We start from the raw sequence: 21,224 nt of genomic DNA on the forward strand, positions 1-21,224 counted from the left end.
TAATGCCTATATAAATGTTCCGGGCTAATGCCCGGAAACTAAATTATAAGCTTTCTATTTTTGCTTTTTGCTCAAGTAGCTTAGTTTTAGCATCGCTAAACTCAGCTAGTTTGGCATTTTCTTTAGCAAGTACAGCTTCTGGTGCGTTGTTAACAAACTTTTCGTTAGCGAGTTTATTTTGCACTTGTGCTAGGCCTTTTTCGGCTTTTTCGAGTTGTTTATTAATACGTGAAAGCTCGGCTTCTACGTCAATTAAACCCGCCATTGGGATCATAATTTCAAGATTACCAACATAAGACGCTGCACACGCAGGCGCATCATCTTTATTTTCGAGCATGGTGAACTCTTCAATTTTTGCAAGTGATGCTAAAAATGAGTTGTTCTCCTCAATGCGGCGCACGTCGTCGCTCGAAGCATTTGCAAGTAATACGCTAAGCGGCTTACTTGGGCTAATGTCCATTTCACCACGAATGTTACGAATTGCTAAAATGAATTGTTTAACCCACTCTAAATCGCCCATTGCTTTGGCATCAACGCTAGCTGCATTATAAACAGGGAATGCTTGTACCATAATACTGGTGTTCTCTGTTTCAAGGCCTGCAAGTGGTGCTACACGTTGCCAAATAGTTTCGGTGATGTATGGCATCATTGGGTGCATTAAACGCAACAAGCTTTCAAGTACGGTAATTAGTGTATTACGTGTACCGCGTTGCTGTGCTTCACTGCCTTTAAATAATACCGGTTTAGTTAGTTCTAAGTACCAATCGCAAAATTGGTGCCAAGTAAACTCGTACAGGGTGTTAGCAGCTAAGTCAAAGCGGTAATTATCTAAATGCTCAGTATAACTTTTAACAGTTGACTCAAATTGACCTAAAATCCAGCGATCGGCTAACGACAACTCTTTTTGTGCATCGGTTGCAAAACCACAGTCTTGCTCTTCTGTGTTCATTAATACGTAACGACTCGCGTTCCATAGTTTGTTACAGAAGTTACGGTAGCCTTCAAGGCGGTTCATATCCCAGTTAATATCGCGACCGGTAGAAGCCATTGCTGCAAGCGTAAAGCGAAGGGCATCGGTGCCGTGTGCTTCAATGCCGCCAGCGAATACTTTGCGGGTATCTTTTTCGATTTTAGCCGCTAATTTTGGCTGCATCATGTTACCAGTACGCTTTTGTACTAACTCTTCAAGTTCAATGCCGTCAATCATGTCCAGTGGGTCAAGTACGTTACCTTTTGACTTAGACATTTTATCGCCGTTGTCGTCACGTATTAAACCAGTTACATACACGGTTTTAAACGGCACTTGTGGTTTGCCATTTTCGTCTTTTATAAAGTGCAACGTCATCATGATCATGCGTGCAACCCAGAAGAAAATAATATCAAAACCAGTTACCAGCACGTCAGACGGGTGGAATGTTTTTAAATCATCAGTGTTTGCAGGCCAACCTTGAGTTGAGAACGTCCAAAGCGCTGATGAGAACCAGGTATCTAGTACGTCTTCATCTTGGCTAAGTGTTACGCTGTCTGCAATGTTGTTTTCGCGGCGTACTTCAGCTTCATCGCGACCCACAAATACGTTGCCTTCGCTGTCGTACCAAGCTGGAATGCGGTGGCCCCACCAAAGCTGGCGTGAAATACACCAATCTTGTACGTCGTTCATCCACGAAAAGTACATGTTTTCGTATTGCTTAGGTACAAATTGAATGTCGCCGTTTTTAACCGCTTCTTTAGCCGGCTCTGCAAGAGGTGCAACACGTACATACCATTGGTCGGTAAGCAGTGGCTCAATTACCACACCCGAGCGGTCGCCGTAAGGAACGGTTAAACCATGATCTTCAATTTTTTCAAGTAAGCCTAGTTCTTCAAATTCAGCTACAATCGCTTTACGCGCAGCAAAACGGTCAAGCCCGTGTAGGCGCTCAGGAATTGGTGCATCAAACTCAAGTTCTTTGCCATCAAAGCTGTAGGTTTCGCCTTGAGTAAGAATAGCGGCGTCTTTATCGAAAATGTTGATCATCGGCATTTTGTGACGCTTGCCTACTTCATTATCGTTAAAGTCGTGCGCTGGGGTTATTTTTACACAACCCGTGCCTTTATCTTTATCGGCATGTTCATCGGCGACAATTTTAATACGGCGATTAACAATGGGTAATAAAATCTCTTTACCGATTAAATCTATGTAGCGTTCGTCATCAGGGTTTACTGCAACGCCCGAGTCGCCCAGCATGGTTTCTGGACGAGTTGTTGCTACTACTATGTAGTCTTTACCATCTTGCGTTTTAACACCGTCGGCTAGTGGGTAACGTAAGTTCCACATGTGGCCTTGCTTGTCTTTGTTTTCAACTTCAAGATCAGAAATAGCAGTGTGTAATTTAGGATCCCAGTTTACTAGGCGTTTGCCACGGTAAATTAGGTTTTCTTTATGCAGGCGTACAAACACTTCTTTAACGGCTTCAGATAGGCCATCGTCCATGGTAAAACGTTCACGATCCCAATCAACTGATGCGCCAAGACGACGAAGTTGTTTAGTGATTGTGCCGCCAGATTCTTTTTTCCATTCCCAGATTTTATTAATAAAATCTTCGCGACCTAAATCGTGGCGTGTTTTGCCTTCCTCAGCATGCAGCTTACGCTCAACCAACATTTGCGTTGCAATACCTGCGTGGTCAGTACCTACTTGCCATAATGTGTTGTTACCTTGCATACGCTTAAAGCGCGTTAAGGTATCCATTATGGTGTCTTGGAAAGCGTGGCCCATGTGTAAGCTACCAGTGACATTTGGCGGCGGGATCATAATTGAATACGGGACGCCTTGGCCAGATGGTTTAAAGTAGCCTTTTTCTTCCCAGCCTTGGTATAGAGACTGTTCAATATCTTGCGGATTGTAGGTTTTATCCATTACACAGAACCTTAAATAAGTACTTAAATTAGTTGGTTAGCTATTTTACTAAAAGTGTTTTTAGTTATTAATATCTTGCGTGGTGATGTTAGCACCGAGTTGGCGTAGCTTTTTAAAACGCTCGCGAGCTGCTTGTTTAGCAACGGCTTCTACGGGTACAAAATCAAAAACTTGGTTAAAGCGGCGAATAAAATCCGGTAAGTTATTAGCCAAGTTAATTAAAACTTTACGATTGCCAACAGGGGGCGTAGTACCAATTTCTACCGGTGCGCCGCCTTTTGGGCCTTCACCTTGTAGGTTATGAGGTACAAAACTGTCGGGATCAAATGCCCAAAGTGTTTCATCAATGGCAAAGGCGGTATTTTCGTTATCTACACAAATAAATACACGTTGGCCAAGCCGATACTGATCTGCGGCAATTTGAGCCGCCAAAGCCAAATGATCATCAGGCTTAGCCAGCGACTCATCTTGTTGCTTTAGAACGAAAAATTGGGCGTTCATGTTCATTGTATCGGGGTTTCCCATGACATTGAATGTGTAGCTAGTTAATACACATAAATTAAGAGGCTGATTTTGCCATATAACGGGTTTTGCTTCAATTAATACCCAAATAAATAAGGCGCCAAACGGCGCCTTAATAAGTAGCTAAGCGGTATGCTTAATCTTGAGCGGCTTCGCTTACGCCGGCTCTGTTTAATAAATACTGAGTAAGCATAGGAACAGGACGGCCTGTTGCGCCTTTTTTAGCGCCACTGCGCCATGCTGTGCCTGCAATATCTAAATGTGCCCAGTTGTACTTTTTAGTAAACTTAGATAAAAAACACGCTGCGGTAATAGTACCAGCTGCACGGCCCCCTAAGTTAGTAAAGTCGGCAAATGGGCTCTCTAGTTGATCTTGATAGTCGTCCCATAGCGGTAGTTGCCATGCACGGTCGCCACTTTGCTCCGATGCTTTTAACAACTCATGCGCAAGCGGATTATGGTTAGAGAGTAAACCGGTTGCATGTGCGCCTAGTGCTACAATACAAGCACCTGTTAGTGTGGCTACATCAATAACGGTTTCTGGCTCAAAACGCTCTACATAGGTTAGTGCATCACATAATACTAAGCGCCCTTCGGCATCAGTATTTAATACTTCAACGGTTTGCCCCGACATAGTGGTTAAAATGTCACCTGGGCGATATGCATTTGGCCCCGGCATATTTTCGCAGCCGGCTAAAATACCAATCACGTTAATAGGTAACTGCATTTGTGCCAGTGCACGCATTGCACCAATAACACCTGCAGCACCGCCCATGTCGTATTTCATTTCGTCCATGCCTTCGCCAGGTTTTAATGAAATACCGCCCGAATCGAAGGTTAAGCCTTTACCAACTAATACGATAGGAGCTTGATCATCTGCGCCGCCTTTGTAGTTAATTACCGACATAACCGATTCGTTCACACTGCCGCGACCAACAGCTAAGTAAGAGTTCATACCTAGCTCAGCCATTTGCTCTTCGCCGATTAGATCAACAGTAATGTTGTCAAAATTAGTTGCTAGCTGTTGTGCTTGCTCGCCTAAATACGCAGGGTTACAAATATTAGGTGGCATATTTGCTACGTCTTTACATAGCTTACTACCGGCAGCAATAGCTAAACCATGCTCAATAGCGCTTTCGCCTATAGTTAGCTCGCGACGCGTTGGAACATTAAACACCATTTTACGCAGTGGACGACGTGGGTCTACTGTTTTACTTTTTAGTTGATTAAAGGTGTATAAACAATCTTGAGTGGTTTCTACTGCTTGGCGCACTTTCCAGTAGGTATCGCGACCTTTAACGTGTTGCTCTGTTAAAAAGCATACCGCTTCCATAGAGCCGGTGTCGTTTAAGGTATTAATTGTTTTAGAAATAATTTGTTTATATTGCTTATCGTCAAGCTCGCGCTCTTTACCACACCCTACAAGCAATATGCGCTCGCTTAAGATGTTTGGTACATGATGCAATAATAAAACTTGGCCCGGCTTTCCTTCTAGGTCACCTCGGCGAAGTAAATTTGAGATATAACCATCACTGATTTTATCGAGTTGTTCACCAATGGGGGATAACCGACGAGGCTCGTATACACCAACTACAATACATGCGCTACGTTGTTTTTCTGGGCTACCACTTTTTACGTTAAATTCCATTGTCACTCCTGATTTTGAGTCATCTTTAGAAGCTAAGCAGAAACTAAAAATATTTTTAGTCTTATATACCTAAATTATTTAGGTGTAGCTCTAATCTTAGCTGATTTTGCCCGACTCTTACTGTGTAATTGAACTTTATCTGCTTAAGGGTCACTAATGCAACATTATATCGTGTTGTTAGGTAGGATAATTAATTTTCATGGCTTATAATATTAGATCTATACTCGGCAACGCTGAGTAAAATCATGACTAACTATAAACTTTCACTATTGCAGTGACACACCATGTTTAACAGGGGCGACTATTGCTTATTTTTCGTTATTTGACTGCTGAGGTTTTAAAATCGCAGGTCGCCGTATTTTTAACTTTGATGACCATTTTTTTGTCGCAAAAGTTAGTTAGTATTTTAGGCGATGCCTCTGAGGGTAGTATTCCTGCTAAATTAGTGCTATCGATGATCGCACTTAAATTGCCGCAGTTAGCCTCGTTAATTTTACCGTTGAGTATATTTTTAGGCATAATTTTGGCCTACAGCCGTATCTACGCCGATAGCGAAATGACAGTACTTAAAGCCTGTGGTGTAAGTGAATGGTATGTGGTTAGAGTGACGCTTATATCAAGTGTGGGGTTGGCTATTTTAGCCGCCGCGCTCACCATGCATGTTGCCCCTTGGGCAAGCGAGCAAGAGTACCAATTAAAAGAGCAAGCTAAAGCCGATACGGGATTATCTGCATTAAGGGCAGGTCGCTTTCAGCAAACCGGTAACGAAAAAGCCGTGGTGTTTATTCATAACATTGAAAACGGTGGAAAAGAGCTTAATAAAGTATTTGTAGCGCAACTCCCCGATAGCGAAAAAGACAACCTTGCACGCCTAGTTTATGCAGAGCAAGGAGTTGTAATTGAAGCGCAAAATGGCGAACAACAACTCGTTCTTAGCGACGGCAAACGCTATGAAACTGATGGCTTAACGCCGGCGCTCAATTTAACCGAGTTTGACGGGTATAGTGTACAAATACGTGAGCAAGAAATAGAGCACCAACGCCGTAAGTTAGAAGCAATTCCTACTAATCAATTGTTGGCACTTAATACTCCAGAGGCAACCGCGCAGTGGCAATGGCGTATTGCTATACCGCTTTCTATTCCACTGCTGACACTATTAGCAGTACCGTTAAGTGTGGTTAATCCACGCCAAGGTAAATTTGCTAAGTTAGTGCCGGCAATTAGCTTGTACTTAGGTTATTTTATTTTACTTAACGCTGCTAAATTTGCTGTTGAAGATGGCAAAATACCTCCCTCTATTGGCCTTTGGTGGATTCACTTAAGTGCCTTATTTATTGGCGGACTATTAATAATTAAAGGGCGACCACTTGGCGCTTGGCTTAAAGCGGTAATTACTAAGCGGGAGTTGGGCGCATGATGAAAACCCTTGATTGGTATTTAGGTCGCAGCATTTTACAAACCACCGGCTTTGCATTATTGGTACTGGTAGGCATTAGCACCTTAATTAAATTTATCGACCAGTTAAAGTCAGTTGGCCGTGGTAGTTACGATTTAATGACCGCGATGCTCTACACGCTTTACACAATACCGGGCGATTTAGTGGTGTTTTTTCCGATGGCCGCGCTCATTGGTGGCTTAACGGGGTTAGGAGCGCTTGCCTCAAACAGCGAGCTGGTGGTAATGCACGCTGCAGGTATGTCGCGCTTACAAATTATAAGCTCGGTAATGAAAACCGCCGTATTTATGGCGCTATGTATGATGGCATTAGGCGAGTGGGGAGTACCCGAGGCGCAATTACAAGCTAAAGAAATGCGTAACCAGGCAATTCATGGTGGCGATGTTTTTAATGCGCAAAAAGGCGTATGGGCAAAAGACGGCAATAACTTTATAAATATAGAAGATGTAGATCAAAATGGTAAATTAAATGGTGTGCATATGTACCACTTTGATCAGTCGCTATCGCTTACACAAATAACGAAGGCAAAAGATGCGCTAAGTCGCGAAAACGGCTGGTTACTGCGCGGCGTCAATAAAGTAAAAATAAGTGATGAGCTTATTACTACAGAGCAAGTGCCTGAGGAGTTTTACCCATCACAACTTACTGCTGAAAAGCTGGGTGTGGTGTCGGTTAAACCTGAGTCGCTGTCGTTTACTGGGTTATGGTCTTACTTAGACTATTTAGAGCAAAACGATCAAGATACCAGCACCTATGAACTCGCGCTTTGGCGCAAGCTTATGCAGCCAATATCTATAGCCGTAATGTTGCTAGTTGCACTGTCGTTTATATTTGGCCCGTTGCGTACCGTCACTATGGGTGCACGTATTATAATGGGCGTAGTTACGGGTATAGTGTTTCATCTAACCAACGAAATATTTGGTCCTGTGGTTATGGTATATCAAATACCTGCGTTTATTGGCGCTGTAGTGCCTAGCATTATATTCACCGGCTTTGCTGCTTACTTAATGAATAAACGCGCATAAAACTAGTTATAAAAAGGTAGTTACAAAAATACCTTGAAACAAAAAAGCGTGGCTACTTTATAAAAGTGCCACGCTTTTTTGTGCTTATAAATTACAGTGTATTACTTTTAATTAATCAAGCTCACGGTAAATACGCTTGTTTTCTTCTTTGGTGAGTGCAATAACTTCGGTTTTAGAAAGGTAATCTTGCAAAGCTTTTTTATTTTTAAAATCAACCAATACCACTAAATTACCTAAACCAAGTAATGCACTAACGCTGCGAATTATTGCTTGCGGCCAGCTAATAAGTTGCCCATCTAGAGTTTGTACTTTTAAGCGCCATGCGCGCATGCCAATGGTTTGCCCGCTTTTAGTCCAAAAATAAGCAAAAAAGAATACGTTTACTCCAACAAACAACGCACTTCTAATACCAGAGAGTAACGTGGAGTCTTGTATTAAAGCAGCAGGATCGTCAGTTTTAACTATCATATCTAAAGACGTTAGTAGCTGAATGACTGCAAAGTAGAGTATGGCAGTAAGCATAGATAAAGAAATTACGACCAAGGCATCATAAATTAACGACGCCAAACGACGCCAAAAGCCAGCTCGTGGAAATTCATTCAACATAAATATACCCTCACTATTAATATGCGCGCTAGTTTAGCAAATAGGCTGGTAAATACTACCTCTTCAGTAAGGCATTAAAGCGCTGCGCAGAGTTAAATGTTAATGGTTGCTTAATTGTTAAGCGGTTGATTGTACTTATGTCATAAAACGCTTGCCGCTACCTTTATTGATTGTATAATGCTTAGCATAGAGACGAAGGCAGTTTTATAAACCTAAGCTCTAAAGTGGTTTTTCTTTATCTTCTGGTATTTAGAAGGTTAAAGAAAAATTATGCCAGCGTGATGAAATTGGTATACATGGGGGATTCAAAATCCCCTGCCGAAAGGCGTGCCGGTTCGAGTCCGGCCGCTGGTACCACTTTTTATAGCCCCGATCAAATTGGTCGGGGTTTTTTTATGCCTACGAAAAGTGCAAACGGACACAACCCGCCGGACTCGAGCGGCACGCGGGAGTGCCGCTGTTATAAGTTAAAGTCCGGCCGCTGGTACTAATGCCAGTCAGTTAACACTGACTGGCATTTTTTATAGGGATATTTAGATGGTTTCTTTTTCACACATCGTGGAAAGCTGCGCTCATGACGCCTTGTTGGTAACTGAAATAGCGTCAGCGTTTCTAATAAATGCTCATAGTGTTTTGGTAAATTTCCCGGACTTGTCAGTGGGATAGTTAACAGAAATACATTGATATGTCTTGAACAATGAGAAAAACTCAGTTGATTTGGCCATACATCCAGTAACTCTGCTGCCTCACGCATGGCTATTCTTATAATATTGTAGGCAATTAGTACCCCCCACAATTCTTGCCTTATCATATCCGGCCTTTTTGAGCGTAGGATATAGTTTGAGTGCAACATTGTTTGTTTTATTTCTCGATATCCTATTTCTATTTCCCAGCGATGCATGTACAAATCAGCTATTTCTTTTGATGGGTAACGCATTACATCAAGCATTGATGTAAGAATCTGATACTGCTTATTATTATGCGTGTAAGTAAGCAGCCTAGCTTCTATAAACTCTGGCAAGTCAGTAAACTTTTTTCGCGCTTGGGGCGATGTTTTAAGACGCACTAACTGGTCATTTTTACTCATTTTCTTTATGGTATCAACCGTTAAGCCTTTTCTGACAGGTATCATCCAGTGTCTTTCAGTCCCTGCTTGATGCCAACGATGCAAAAGCCCTAAAGAATAATAACCGCGATCAAATAAGGTTAATGAATTATCCGGTGTGCCTTCAATGAGCTCTTCAGCGAGTGTCATTTCCCCTTGATGCTGCCCGTTAAAAGAACAATTAATGAGTTGATGACTCGTTAGCTCCATGTGGCATACCATTCGAATTTGCGGATAGGTATTTTCACCATACTGGGTTGAGCCACACCCAAATACGTCTTTATTCTCTGGCGTATCATGTGTACGAAAGACAACCCCATCAACAGCTAATAGATTTAAGCCACAAAATGTATCGAAGTGGGCATGATTATAATGCCGTGACGCCATCATCTTGAAGACCTGCTCGACAGCATCTTCACCTAAGCGTTGTCTCGCTTGAACCATGGCACTAGGGGCAACTAGTTTCCCTTTACCTGGTAAGGCGATGTCCATTTTAGAGGCTATATCCCAAACAGATTCATGACGAAATAAACTCATACCAATCACAGACCAAACGACAGCATCGAGTGGTAAGCGACGTTTACGAACGGTGGCGACACCCGATTTTTCAAAAGCTTGGTTAAGTAATTCGGGATCTAAGATGCCAGATAAGTTATCAAGCGTTGTAAATTCATCAGCAGATGAGAAGGTGGTTGAAAGAGCTGTTTGAATATCCATAAAAAACCGTAATTAGCGAAACTAATTACGGATTATTCACGATCATTTAGATCGGTCAACCGATCAATTAACCTTAACTGATCGGCATTAGGCTAAACAGCGTCATTTTTATTGGTGTTTTTACTCTAGTGAGTTTTAGTTACTATGTAGTTTATTAAATGTTTTGCATAATAACTCAAAATAGCTGGGTAATTATTTGCATTGCTCAGTGCATTGCGCATTATCTACTTACTCACGTCAAAATTTTCTATAACAGCACTGCACAGTGTTGCTAAAGGCAGATAATAAAAAGGAACACAGATGAAACGCTCATTAATCTCATTAGCTATTGGCTTAGCAAGCCTAGGGGCATTTAATGCCAGTGCCAATATTAATATCGATAAACAGATAAATCAGGTTGAAGATAAGGTGATTGAATGGCGTCGCGATTTTCATCAGCACCCTGAGTTAAGTAACCGCGAAACACGTACCGCTGCGATTGTAGCACGCCATTTAAAAGCCTTAGGGATGCAGGTTGAAACTGACATTGCTTACACAGGTGTAGTGGGGATTTTAAAAGGCGGTAAGCCGGGGCCAACAGTAATGCTGCGTGCCGATATGGATGCACTGCCAGTAACCGAAAAAGCCGATGTGCCTTTTAAATCACTGGCAACTACCAAGTATAATGGGGTTGATGTTGGGGTTATGCATGCCTGTGGGCACGACACGCATGTGGCTATGCTAATGGGTGCAGCTGAAGTATTAGCCGCTGTAAAAAATGAATTACACGGCGATATTATGTTTGTGTTTCAGCCAGCAGAAGAAGGCGCGCCACAAGGCGAAGAGGGCGGAGCTGAGTTAATGTTAAAAGAGGGGATATTTAAAAAGTATCAACCCGATGTGGCGTTTGGCATTCATGTTATGGCAGGATTAAACAGCGGCCAAATTGGCTATCGTAGTGGCCCAATTATGGCCAGTGCCGATCGCTTCGAGATAACGGTAAAAGGTAAGCAAACGCATGGTTCATCGCCTTGGGGTGGGGTCGATCCTATTTCAGTTGCTGCACAAATTGTCTCAGGGGTTAATCATATTGTTAGTCGTCAAATAGATATAACTAAAGAGCCTGCCATTATCTCGTTTGGTAAAATAGCTGGTGGCGTACGTAATAATATTATTCCCGATAGTGTAGAAATGGTAGGCACTATTCGTAATTTTGATATGGATAACCGCCAACAAATTTTTGAAAAATTAACCACTACAGCTACGCATATTGCTAAAGCGTCGGGAGCCGAAGCACAGGTAAATATTTTTAAAGGTTACCCAGTAACGGTGAATAACCCAGAGCTTACCGCGCAAATGTTGCCAACACTCAAAAATATAGTAGGTAAAGATAACCTGTTTGATGTGCCAAAAGTAACCGGCGCAGAAGACTTTGCTTTTTATGCGCAGCAAGTACCGGGTTTATTTTTGTTTTTAGGCGGTACGCCAACAGGGCAAGATGTAAAAACAGCACCAACCAACCATTCGCCGTATTTTTATGTTGACGAGTCAACGCTTAAAGTGGGCACTAAAGCAATGAGCCAGCTGGCGATTGACTATTTAGCTGCACAGCAAAAAAACTAACATAAACTTAGCTCACGCTAGGATTAAATAAATTACGGGCGCTAATAGAAGAGGCGTCCGTGTTGTTTTTTGCAGTAATTAGCGTGTAAAAGCATTAGCAACTAGTATCAAAGAGCATAAGAAAGTACTCTCAAAGGTGTTTTTTTTACCAGTTCGGGTATTATCCGCCCCAACATAATTGATCGGTTGTAATTTATGACTCATTTAAGTGCAAAAGAAAATATTCAAGCCATTGTTAAAGCTATTAAGGCTGAAGAGGCGAAGCTACGCGCTAAGCATCCATTATTAACGCATCAAAATACCTTGGGATTGGTTATTTTACTGTTATCTCTTGGGGCATTAGTTGGGGTTGGCTTTTTATATTATTTAGCCATTATTCCTGCGTGGTTATGTATTATTTTAGCTGCTATGGCTGCATCTATTTCGCATGAGTTAGAGCATGATTTAATTCATAAACAGTATTTTAGTAATCAGCCATTTATGCATAATTTTATGATGCTAACCGTGTGGTTAATGCGCCCTAATACTATCAGCCCTTGGTATCGTCGTAAGTTACATTTACACCATCATAAAACTTCAGGCACACAACAAGACCTAGAAGAGCGCTTAGTGGGTAACGGTATTAAAAATCCTTTGTTACGCGCGTTGGTTATTGTGGATGGCTTATTAGGCTTATTAATTAACGCCAAACGTTTTTCTAAAGAAATTAAAGGCTTTCACTTTTTTAAGATATTTAATGCCGGTTTTCCTATTACCACCGCTTACTTTATTGTTTTATACAGCGTAATTATATTTCATGGTGTTAATTTATTTACTGGGCTTGCACAAAGCTCGCCGGCTTGGTTATTAAGCACTATGTCGCTATTTGAGTTTTTAATGGTGGTGTTAATTGTACCTAATATTGTGCGCTCGAGCTCGCTAAATTTTGTTACCTCGTGCATGCATTACTATGGCGGTGTAACCAATATGCTGGAGCAAACCCATGTGTTAACCAGTCGGGTATTTATGCCGTTTCACTTGTTTTGTTTTAACTTTGGTAAAACCCATAGTATTCATCACTTTGTGCCAAATCAGCCATTTTATTTACGCCAAATGCTAAGTAAAAAAGTGCTAAATGTAATGCGCGAACATGGCGTGCGTTTTAATGATTTTGCCAGTATTAAACAGGCAAATTTTTATAATGCTAACGCCAATTAAACTTTTAATTTAACTAAAACACCGTGGCAGTAATGATTGCAAAACCCACTGAAAATGAGCTAATTGCGCAATGTGTTGAAGCAATCAATTCAACTGGTTTTGCACAAAAAATAGTTAATTACATTGCTCATTTAGTGCAATTTGACTGCGCGGTGATTTTAGGCTGTAGAGCCCATAAACACCCCATTTATTTATACGACTCGATAGATACTCGACGCGAGTTATTGTTTCAGCGCTATTTAACCAATTCGTTTATTAACGATCCCTTTTATATTGAACTGTCAAAAAGTGGCCATGAAGGTGTGTATCGGTTAGTCGATATCAGTGCAAATAAAGATTTAGCAGCTTATACCCAATACCAGCAACAGTTTTATAACGAAACCGGTTGGGTAGATGAACTAAGTATAAGTGTGCGCACAGATGAGAGCCGCTGGATTGTTATTTATTTAGGCTTTTTAGAAAGCAAACAGCGCTTTAGCGCCGCACAAAAAAGCACCTTAATAGCTCATTTTAGCCTTATAAAAGCATTATGCCGCCAACATTGGGGCAATAACTTATTATTGCTTGGGCCTTTAACTACCACAGCTACAGGGCGATTAATTGAGCGTGGCTTAGCTACCTTTGCCAACGAGCAACTTACCACCCGCGAGCGACAAATAGCTATGCTATTAGTGCAAGGCTGCGACTCTAACGATATTGCTAAGCAATTAAATATCACCTTAGGTACAGTTAAAAACCACCGTAAACGTATTTACGCACAATTAAAAGTGTCTTCGTTGAGTGAGTTTTTTCAGCTGTTTTTAAACCACTTAATCACTAGCGAGTAAGATTAGTTAGCATAAATATTTGCCTTGCCTTAATACTACTTTCGCACCGTTAAACAGCGCTTCTACTTAAATTGATTAATATAAAGTACTTTCTATCCCTTTAGGGATATATGGTTGTGTAGCAGCTTTAATTAGTATTTTTACCCTAACTAATTAACACATGTGTGTGGGATAAATACAATGACAACACAATTACTGGAAGATATTACACATCGCGGCCTGGTTTCTCAGGTTAGTGATTTAGCGCAGCTTGAGCAGTTATTAGCAACCTCGCAAGTTGTGTATTGTGGTTTTGATCCTACCGCGGGCAGTTTACATATTGGCCACTTAGTACCTTTGCTAATGTTAAAGCGTTTTAGTGATGCCGGCCATAAAGCGGTGACATTAATTGGTGGCGCAACCGGGTTAATTGGCGATCCAAGCTTTAAAGCCACCGAGCGCAGCTTAAACAGTAAAGAAACCGTACAAGGTTGGGTAGCAGATTTAAGCTCACAAGTAGAGAGCGTAATGAACCCGCATTTAAGCGAGCCAATTCAATTAAAAAATAATGCCGACTGGTTTAGCGGTATTGAAGTGTTGGATTTTTTTCGCGATGTAGGTAAGCACTTTTCAATTAATAATATGATCAACCGCGAGTCGGTAAAGCAACGTTTGCAACGCCCTGATCAAGGTTTATCGTTTACTGAATTTAGTTACACTTTATTGCAGTCGTACGACTTTGCTAAATTAAATAGCGAACTGGGTTGTAGTGTGCAAATTGGCGGCAACGATCAGTGGGGGAATATAGTAAGTGGGATTGATTTAACCCGCCGCTTAAATAAGCAAACTGTGTATGGATTAACTTTGCCACTTATTACTAAATCAGACGGTACTAAGTTTGGTAAAACGGAAGGCGGCGCAATTTGGCTTGATCCGAAAAAAACCTCACCGTATCGCTTTTACCAATTTTGGTTAAATTGTGACGATGCCGATGTATACAACTTTTTGCGTTTTTACACCTTTTTATCGGTAAAAGAAATTGAAGCCATTGAAGCGAATGACATTACCAGCCAACAAAAGCCTCAAGCGCAAGGTATTTTAGCCGAGCAATTAACCCGCTTTGTACATGGCGAACAAGGCTTAGCAAGCGCGCAGCGCATTACGCAATTATTGTTTAACGGCCAAGTACAAACACTCACCTTGGCAGAGCTTGAGCAATTAGAGCAAGATGGGCTCGCCGTACACGCTATTAGCGACGCGAAAATTAATATTGCTGAGTTACTGGTTAAAAGTGAACTGGCCAGCTCAAAGCGTACTGCACGTGAGTTAATAAACGCGAATGCGATTAAAATTAATGGCGAGGCCATTACAGATGAGCACGCACAGTTAGATTTTCCGCTGTTTGATCGTTTTTGGGTAATGCAGCGTGGTAAAAAGCAATTTAGGCTTATTAAGTTAGCTTAAAGTGTTACAGGCGTGTTGAATTGAACATCCTATGAAATAAAAAACGCACATAGCCTGTCTACTAATTAGGTTAATAGCCTTTTTGAGGTAGTACTATGTGTAGTTCAATGAAACGTAGCCGTGAGGTAAAAAAGTTACAGCTTAACTTTGAAGACGATCTTAGTAATGAGCAACGCTTGCGCTTTGCTGCTAAAGCAAATATAGCGCAAGCGCGCCGTGATGCGCTTAATAAAAACAGTGCTGATAAGCATATTGCTAAATCACGCTTTTTTAATTTATTTCGTTGGTTTAAACAGTATTTACCATAAATTTAGAGGCACTAAATAGTTGCTTTAGGCTGTGGTGTTTTATTGCTATGCAGGTACACTTTTAGTATAAAACTCGTGTAATACCGAAGCACCCTTAAGGGTGGAGCTCGTTAAAAATAATGGATATATAAAATGAACATAACTGGAAGCTGTTACTGCGGCGACATAAAATACCAAGCGAAAACACAAAGTAACACGCTATTAGTGTGCCACTGTAGTGATTGCCAATGCATGTCGAGTGGGCCATTTAGAGCGGTAATAATGAGTGAGCCTAACGGTGTTACTTTTACGCAAGGTAAGCCTAAAGAATATATAAAAACGGCGCAAAGTGGTAATAAACGTGCGCAAGGGTTTTGTGGTAATTGTGGCACCTCACTTTATGCTACCAACGAAGCGACAGAAAACCGTGTATATGGCCTTAGAATAGGGGCGGTTGATCAACGCGATGAGTTTACGCCAGTAGCGCAAATTTGGTGTCAGTCTAGCGTTAGTTGGTTGAACGATTTAGTGCAAGTGCCTGCATTTGCCACCACCCCAAAAAATTAGGTTTATGATGAAAAAAATAACATTAATTACCTTATTCACCAGTGTATTGAGCAGTGGTTTTGCTAATGCAAAAAACAGTGATATTGAGCACTTAAATGCGGCCTCAGCAAGTTTACCTTTTTCGCAAATTGTAAGGGTCGATAATACCTTGTATATGTCGGGTCAAATTGGGCTTACAAGCAGTGGTAAACTAGCACAAGGTGGTTTTGCAGCAGAGACTAAGCAAACGCTCGAAAATATAAAAAGTACTCTAGAGCAGCATAATTACAGTATGAAAAACATAGTAAAGTGTACGGTTATGCTAACCGACATAAATGACTTTAAAATGTTTAATAAAATATATGCTGAATACTTTACCCCGCCATATCCTGCGCGCAGTGCGTTTGCAGTAAAAGCGTTAGCACTAAATTCAGTTGTAGAGGTTGAATGTATTGGCGCTGTTTAAGCTAAATATATAAAAAGTACTAAACTATAATTAGTTATAAAAGTGGGCAAATGATTACACCGCCCACTTTTAATTAACGCTTACGCTTTGTTGCGCATAGTAATATTACGCCCGCCTAAATAACCAAACACCGCACATAGCGCGCTCGCACCTGCGCAAAACCATAAAGTAGATGCCCAGTTACCAAAATAACTGTGCAGCGCACCTGCAATAATAGGCCCAGTAGCGGCAAGTAAATAACCAATACACTGCGCCATACCAGAAAGTGCCGCAGCTTGATGTGAGTCGTGAGTGCGTAAACTAATAAACGACAAGCCCAATATAAAGCATGCACCCGAGCAAAACCCCATAGTGATTGACCACACAGACGCATAGTCTGGCATATACAACAGTCCAATCGACGACAGGCTTGCCAACACTCCTAAAACAAAGGTGAGTACGCGCTGATCTTTTAGTTTTGCTAATAAGGGAATTAAGATAATACCGGGTAAAGCCGAAGCTACCTGAAATGAGCCTTGCAGTGCACCCGCTTGTTGTGCGCTGTGGCCACTGTCTATTAAAATGCTTGGTAACCAGCCAATAATTATATAAGTAAATAACGAGTTACAGCCAAGTAGCAAGGTAATTTGCCACGCAAGGGCTTGGCGCCACACTTTAACGTCACCGGTGTTTTCAACCAGATCTTTAGTCGGTTTGGTGCGTAGCTTTAATTGCGGTAGCCAAATAAATAAACTTATTAAAGTAATTAACGCGTAACTGGCTAAAGCAATTTGCCAGCTCATTTGTTTATATTCGGCAAGGGGAATAATTAACGCTGAGTAACTACCGCCAAAAATACCCATAGCAAGCACATACGCCGAGGTCATTACAGCCACTTTGTGTGCAAAGTCGCGCTTAATTAAACTCGGTAACAGCACATTACCTATCGCAATGCCGACCCCAATGACGGCGGTGCCTAAATAAAGTACCGGCACAGAATCTATCATGCGCGATGCTAAGCCTAAGCCAATTAAAATAAGGGCAATAAAAAGCGACACTTCTAAGCCTTGCCTTTTAGCTAAACTAGTGGCTAATGGGCTTGCTAAAGCAAATGCAATTAACGGTAAGGTGGTAAGCATACCGGCTTGTGATGCGCTTAAATTAAAACTAAGAATTATTTGGTCCAGCACGGGGGCTAAACCAGTCACTGGCGCACGTAAGTTACTGGCAATAAGTAAAATTCCCAGTACTAATAATGCGTAAGATAAGCGAGATTGAGATTGTTGAGTTAACAAGGTAAACGTCCTAGCAGGTTGGTTATTTAGCAAGAAGCAATAGAGACTAGTATAAAGGCTAAGTCATCACTATAATTTAGTAAAAGAGACATTAAATAACTAAAAACAGACAAAATGCAGCTTCCCCAAGATTGGAATGAAATAAAAAACTTTGAAATCATGCCGCAGCCGGTTATTGCTAAAATAGAATATGCCCAGCTTAGCCGTGAAATTCCGCTGCATACTCATCCAAAAGGGCAGTTAATTTTAGCCCTGCACGGTTATGTTACCTGTGAAGTGGCAACAAAAATGTGGATGGTGCCTACTCATAGCGCCATTTGGATCCCGGCAAATGTAGAGCACAGTAATAGAGCATCTGATAATGCGCATTTATGCCACTTATTTATTGATGCAAACTTACAAGGTATGCCAAGTACAGCCTGTACATTAACCATTAGCCCATTAATAAAAGAGTTAATGCTTAGTTTGGCAAGTAATCAGCAAAACTATAGCTTAACGGGTAAAACCGCACGGCTTGCACAGGTATTATTTGATCAGCTGGTGGATATGCCAATTCAACCTTTAGACTTTGTACTATCAAAAAACAGTGTTATTAAAAACATGAGCAATCAACTTATTAGCCAGCCTTATAGCCGTAAAACATTGCCACAATGGGCACAGCAATTTGCTTTAACTGAACGTACTTTAGCGCGGTTAATAAAAAAAGAAACCGGTATGACCTTTGGTAAATGGCGCACTCAATTGCATATTATAATTGCACTGCAGGCGTTATCTAATCAGCAAAGTGTGCAGCAGGTATCGGAGCTATTAGGTTATGAGTCGGTGAGTGCGTTTATTACTATGTTTAAAAAAGTAATGAAAAAATCGCCCATGCGTTACATGAGCGATCTGGATGTTTACCAGCTATAAGTTGCTGAGATCATGGCGTTACGTGGCCGCCCTGGAAAGTAGCGGTCGCCGGTAAAGCTAGTGTAATCGGCGCGCTCGGCATAAGCGGTATCGGTTAAGTTAATAATACGCGCTGCAAGCGCTAAGTTATTTGTTATTTGCCACTGCGCTCGTAAACTTAAAATGTCATGCCCGTCATAACTGTGTAAGTTTTCAGGATCGGTATAGTAACGACCAACATGATGCCATTGCAGTGCCACATTGGCGTTATTAAACGCCTGCCAGGTTAAATCTAAATTGGCAATTTTACGCGGGGCGGTATCAACATCATTATCTTTAATATTGATATTATTGAGTATTTGCTCATTAGTATAACTATGCTTGGCATAACTGGCGGCAAAGTTAACTGACCAAGTTGAGGTGAGAGCATGCTCAAGTTTAAACTCAATCCCGCGGTGGCGCGAGCTGCCATTATTCACGGTAAAAAAGTCGCTGTCGCGGTAAATAGTATGGTGCTTACTCATAGCATAAACCGATAAATTATAACGACTATTTTGATAAACGCCTTTTAAGCCAAACTCAGCATTATTAGCTATTTCGGCACTTAAATTAGTGGTGTTTTGCTGGCGTTGTAACTGATATAACTCGGCGGCTTGTGGCGCTCGGTAGCCACGCGAAAAGTTAGCATAAAGCAGGTTATTAACAGTGTACTGATAGCTAACCCCAAGTTTTGGCGATAAGTTACTAAAATTATTTTTTGTACTTGCAGGGCGGCTATATCGGCAACCACCAAATCCGCACTCTGTACCGTCTTCTTTCGTGCGCCCCGCTAACATGTTGTTAGTGTAGTCGTATTGCATGTGCTCATAACGAGCGCCAAGAGTAACTAACCAATCGTTTAGTTGCAGATCAACACTGGCAAAAGGTGCATATAAAGTGGCATTTACGTCGTAATCGTAATGCTTACCTTGGGGTACTGTAGCAACTAAAAATGCCGAGCCTTGAGTTGACTTGTTTTGACTTTGTAAAAAGTCGGCGCGGGTGTATTCGCCATCTAGGCCAAAGTTAAGCTTAATATTATCCTCTAGCTGATGTTGATAAAGCGACTGCAGCCCCACACCGGTTTGACTGTTGTGCTCTAGTGGCGTACCAGGTAAAAAATGCTTAAAAAAGTCCATACTTTGGTTACGAAAATACACCGTTGTTGAGAGTGTATCGTCATTTATTTGCCAAGTGGCGTTACTCCATACTCGTAACGAACGTGCTTTTCTAAACGCATCCGGATCAAAGTTTTGTTGTGCTATGCTCTCGTCTTTATAGCTTTTAAGGCCAGTAATAAAGCCTGCGGTTTGTTGATCTAAATGGGTATAAGTAAGCCCAGAAGTAAGCGCTAAATCGCTATTATTATACCGGTGACGTAAGTTTACCTTTTGTTGTTTTACGCTTTCATCATCGCGATAGCCGCTGTCGTCAGTAATGCTGGCGTTAATACCTAACCCACTGCTGCCCATATCGTGGCCAGCACGTAATTTATAGCGGTTATAGCCAAACGAGCCATAATCTAGTCCGATTAAGCCGCCATCTTGCGTTGTATCTGGGGTGATCACGTTAATAACCCCATGCACCGCATTTGAGCCATACAGGGCAGAACCAGGGCCTTTAAGTACCTCTATACGCTGCGCCATTTCGCTATGTGCTTCAAACAACTCGTTTATATTACAAAACCCAGCTGCTCTTAGTGCAATACCATCCTCAAGTGTGAGTAAACCACCACAGGCACCTGCGCCGGATAAAACAGGTGAGCGCAGCGCGGGTAAATATTCTTGGCCATTACCACGTTGTATATTTGCGCCAGCGACTCTTTGCATGGCTTCTTCAATATGCGTAGGAGCAATGGCATTTAATTGTGCTTCATTGAGCACGCTAATAATTACGGGTAACTGTGTACTAAGCGCCTCAACACGCGACGCAGTGGTTGTTATGCGCTCAATTGGCTGAGCATCATTTTGCTTGGCAATGGCTATAAGTGGTAGCTGAGAGAGTAACAGCAAAGGGGGGAAGTAATGGCGTTTCATATATTCCTACACATTGATTATATGGCAATAGTGCTATGGTAAGCGTTAGGCAAACGTATTGAAATAACTTGCGTTAAACGGTATTGCGTAAACGATAAAGCCGATAAGTAATTGATAAAATAAAGCACATAACAGCCGGTACTACTAAAGTTGCTACAGAAAACAATTCAAATAGCATAAACCCAATTACACCACCGCATAAAAAACCTAGGGTGATCAGTAAAAACACCATGAATTTTCGGCCATCTACAGCATCGCCTTTTAATGCGCGGCCCATCATTAAACCAAGGTCGGTAAAAATACCGGTTAAATGTGTAGTACGTACTACTGCGCCACTGTAATTGGTTGCCAGCGCATTTTGTAAACCACAAGCGGCAGATGCCAGCACTATGCCATAAACAAAGGAGCTATAAAGTAAGTAGGCACTGGCTAGTAGTAATAACCCTTCAATAAACAATAAAGTATCGTAATGTCGGCCTAACTTTAACGAACCACCGTTGAGTAAAAACCCCGACAACGCAGAGCCAAGCATAAAGCTAATTATGATACTAAACGTAAGCGCGCATTTAAGCAGTGCGCTTAGCTATAATCGAAGTCTAGCTGCACATTCCACGGCATTAGGTCGGTAAAATCATCATCAC

At 41.6% G+C, this 21,224-nt stretch carries 18 protein-coding genes and 1 tRNA gene; 11 read left to right on the plus strand and 8 right to left on the minus strand.

The window, feature by feature from the left end; all coding sequences use genetic code 11:
* Window positions 1–43: 43 nt before the first annotated feature.
* The 3 genes from AAEZ18_RS06105 to pepA form a co-directional block, all read right to left on the minus strand.
* Entirely contained in the window at window positions 44–2,899 is a 2,856-nt protein-coding gene (locus tag AAEZ18_RS06105) for a valine--tRNA ligase (protein ID WP_192531629.1), read from the minus strand.
* Between the two features lie 60 nt (window positions 2,900–2,959).
* Window positions 2,960–3,406: a DNA polymerase III subunit chi gene (locus AAEZ18_RS06110; protein ID WP_011329074.1), complete on the minus strand. Its 447-nt coding sequence runs from the start codon at window positions 3,404–3,406 to the stop codon at window positions 2,960–2,962.
* A gap of 151 nt (window positions 3,407–3,557) precedes the next feature.
* Window positions 3,558–5,069 (minus strand): leucyl aminopeptidase, encoded by a 1,512-nt coding sequence (gene pepA / locus AAEZ18_RS06115; protein WP_058374053.1) that lies wholly within the window; start codon window positions 5,067–5,069, stop codon window positions 3,558–3,560.
* A gap of 304 nt (window positions 5,070–5,373) precedes the next feature.
* Between pepA and lptF the strand changes: the two genes are divergently transcribed.
* The gene (lptF, locus tag AAEZ18_RS06120) at window positions 5,374–6,486 is read left to right on the plus strand and encodes an LPS export ABC transporter permease LptF (RefSeq protein ID WP_350594674.1); all 1,113 of its coding nucleotides are present in this window, start codon (window positions 5,374–5,376) and stop codon (window positions 6,484–6,486) included.
* On the plus strand, window positions 6,483–7,550 hold the full coding sequence (lptG, locus tag AAEZ18_RS06125; protein ID WP_089368699.1) for an LPS export ABC transporter permease LptG: 1,068 nt from the start codon (window positions 6,483–6,485) through the stop codon (window positions 7,548–7,550). The genes lptF and lptG overlap by 4 nt, the downstream gene beginning before the upstream one ends.
* A gap of 111 nt (window positions 7,551–7,661) precedes the next feature.
* On the opposite strand, the gene AAEZ18_RS06130 is transcribed toward lptG, so the two are convergent.
* Entirely contained in the window at window positions 7,662–8,156 is a 495-nt protein-coding gene (locus AAEZ18_RS06130; RefSeq protein WP_011329070.1) for an RDD family protein, read from the minus strand.
* Window positions 8,157–8,428: 272 nt separating this feature from the next.
* Here AAEZ18_RS06130 and AAEZ18_RS06135 point away from each other — a divergent pair.
* Window positions 8,429–8,513: transfer RNA gene (locus AAEZ18_RS06135), tRNA-Leu, on the plus strand.
* 130 nt (window positions 8,514–8,643) lie between these two features.
* Here AAEZ18_RS06135 and AAEZ18_RS06140 read toward each other — a convergent pair.
* Complete coding sequence (locus AAEZ18_RS06140; protein ID WP_350594672.1) at window positions 8,644–9,978, minus strand: IS4 family transposase; 1,335 nt, start codon at window positions 9,976–9,978, stop codon at window positions 8,644–8,646.
* 300 nt (window positions 9,979–10,278) lie between these two features.
* On the opposite strand from AAEZ18_RS06140, the gene AAEZ18_RS06145 reads away from it, so the two are divergent.
* The 7 genes from AAEZ18_RS06145 to AAEZ18_RS06175 all read left to right on the plus strand — a co-directional run bounded on the left by AAEZ18_RS06145 (window position 10,279) and on the right by AAEZ18_RS06175 (window position 16,346).
* Entirely contained in the window at window positions 10,279–11,580 is a 1,302-nt protein-coding gene (locus AAEZ18_RS06145; protein ID WP_182678299.1) for a M20 family metallopeptidase, read from the plus strand.
* Between the two features lie 195 nt (window positions 11,581–11,775).
* Window positions 11,776–12,777 (plus strand): fatty acid desaturase, encoded by a 1,002-nt coding sequence (locus tag AAEZ18_RS06150; protein ID WP_011329065.1) that lies wholly within the window; start codon window positions 11,776–11,778, stop codon window positions 12,775–12,777.
* A gap of 32 nt (window positions 12,778–12,809) precedes the next feature.
* Entirely contained in the window at window positions 12,810–13,604 is a 795-nt protein-coding gene (locus tag AAEZ18_RS06155; protein ID WP_179807499.1) for a LuxR C-terminal-related transcriptional regulator, read from the plus strand.
* Between the two features lie 180 nt (window positions 13,605–13,784).
* A complete protein-coding gene (gene tyrS / locus AAEZ18_RS06160; RefSeq protein ID WP_179807500.1) occupies window positions 13,785–15,047 on the plus strand; it encodes a tyrosine--tRNA ligase in 1,263 nt (420 codons plus the stop codon).
* Window positions 15,048–15,154: 107 nt separating this feature from the next.
* Window positions 15,155–15,355: a hypothetical protein gene (locus AAEZ18_RS06165; protein ID WP_232503352.1), complete on the plus strand. Its 201-nt coding sequence runs from the start codon at window positions 15,155–15,157 to the stop codon at window positions 15,353–15,355.
* A gap of 132 nt (window positions 15,356–15,487) precedes the next feature.
* Entirely contained in the window at window positions 15,488–15,901 is a 414-nt protein-coding gene (locus tag AAEZ18_RS06170) for a GFA family protein (protein WP_350551560.1), read from the plus strand.
* Window positions 15,902–15,908: 7 nt separating this feature from the next.
* Entirely contained in the window at window positions 15,909–16,346 is a 438-nt protein-coding gene (locus AAEZ18_RS06175) for a Rid family detoxifying hydrolase (protein WP_086993227.1), read from the plus strand.
* Between the two features lie 80 nt (window positions 16,347–16,426).
* Here AAEZ18_RS06175 and AAEZ18_RS06180 read toward each other — a convergent pair whose 3' ends face one another.
* The gene (locus AAEZ18_RS06180; protein WP_350551563.1) at window positions 16,427–17,620 is read right to left on the minus strand and encodes an MFS transporter; all 1,194 of its coding nucleotides are present in this window, start codon (window positions 17,618–17,620) and stop codon (window positions 16,427–16,429) included.
* Window positions 17,621–17,734: 114 nt separating this feature from the next.
* Here AAEZ18_RS06180 and AAEZ18_RS06185 point away from each other — a divergent pair, with 114 nt between their 5' ends.
* Window positions 17,735–18,529, plus strand: a complete 795-nt coding sequence (locus tag AAEZ18_RS06185; protein WP_011329058.1) for an AraC family transcriptional regulator — start codon at window positions 17,735–17,737, stop codon at window positions 18,527–18,529.
* Here the strand turns inward: AAEZ18_RS06185 and AAEZ18_RS06190 are convergent.
* On the minus strand, window positions 18,517–20,583 hold the full coding sequence (locus tag AAEZ18_RS06190) for a TonB-dependent receptor (RefSeq protein ID WP_179807504.1): 2,067 nt from the start codon (window positions 20,581–20,583) through the stop codon (window positions 18,517–18,519). The genes AAEZ18_RS06185 and AAEZ18_RS06190 overlap by 13 nt on opposite strands.
* Before the next feature lie 73 nt (window positions 20,584–20,656).
* Complete coding sequence (locus AAEZ18_RS06195; RefSeq protein ID WP_352255139.1) at window positions 20,657–21,157, minus strand: YoaK family protein; 501 nt, start codon at window positions 21,155–21,157, stop codon at window positions 20,657–20,659.
* Between the last annotated feature and the right edge of the window lie 67 nt (window positions 21,158–21,224).

It is taken from the genome of Pseudoalteromonas sp. 19-MNA-CIBAN-0066 (genome assembly GCF_040308705.1).
Classification (GTDB): domain Bacteria; phylum Pseudomonadota; class Gammaproteobacteria; order Enterobacterales; family Alteromonadaceae; genus Pseudoalteromonas; species Pseudoalteromonas nigrifaciens.